This is a genomic window from Pseudoalteromonas sp. G5_S1_54_S4 (assembly GCF_054968565.1).
This window is the reverse complement of sequence record NZ_JBQKUL010000128.1, coordinates 1-736: the sequence shown is the minus strand read 5'-3', so window position 1 is coordinate 736 and position 736 is coordinate 1. Positions and strand designations below refer to the sequence as shown.

Genomic DNA, 736 nt, shown 5'->3' with positions numbered 1-736 from the left:
CATTTAGAGCGTCTCTAAAAATAATGAATGAACAATTCAAAAGTGTTATGAAAGAAATTAGAGAGCTAGAAAAGCTCATTGAAGAAGAAATCAAAAATGATGAGGTATGCGAGCGACTTCAAAAACTGGAAGGTGTTGGGCCTGTAGGTTCAATGATGTTGAAAGTTTACTTTAGTTGTATAGAACACTTTAAAAATGGGCGGGAAGCATCAGCCTGCGCTGGTTTAACGCCAGTTCAGCATAGCTCTGGTGGCAAAGAAAGAATTGGCTCAATTTCAAGAACATCGGCAAATAAAAAGTTACGTAGCACGTTATATCAAGGTGCACTAGCTGTTGTCACACATGTTGTAAAAAGAGCGAGCCGTACAGAAAAAGACGAATGGCTTAAAAAGTTAATTGCAAGGCGTGGTAAAAAAGTGGCAGCGATAGCATTGGCTAATAAAACAATCAGAACCGCATTTGCAATGCTAAAGAAAAACGAATGTTATCAGCCAACGTTATTAACGGCTTAAATTTTTGTCAACAAAGAGCGTTTAAAATCAGGGTAAGACTGGCCTTTAAGAGACTGTTCCGTGCCTAGGTATAAAATACCGCCACCGAGAAAAGTCATAAAGGGGCGAATACATTAAAGTGACCAGGGGTAGCTCCCCAAATAGAGTCCGTATATAAGCCAGCATCTAATCTTTATTTAATAAATACTTCGTTGACAAAAAACGGGGAGTCCATATAAGAACAC

1 protein-coding gene is annotated in these 736 nt (G+C 38.7%); it reads left to right on the top strand.

The annotated features are described in order from the left end of the window. A partial coding sequence (locus ACTRWE_RS19225) for a transposase (RefSeq protein WP_462880534.1) occupies nucleotides 1-512 on the top strand: 512 nt, incomplete at its 5' end. Nucleotides 513-736: the final 224 nt, after the last annotated feature.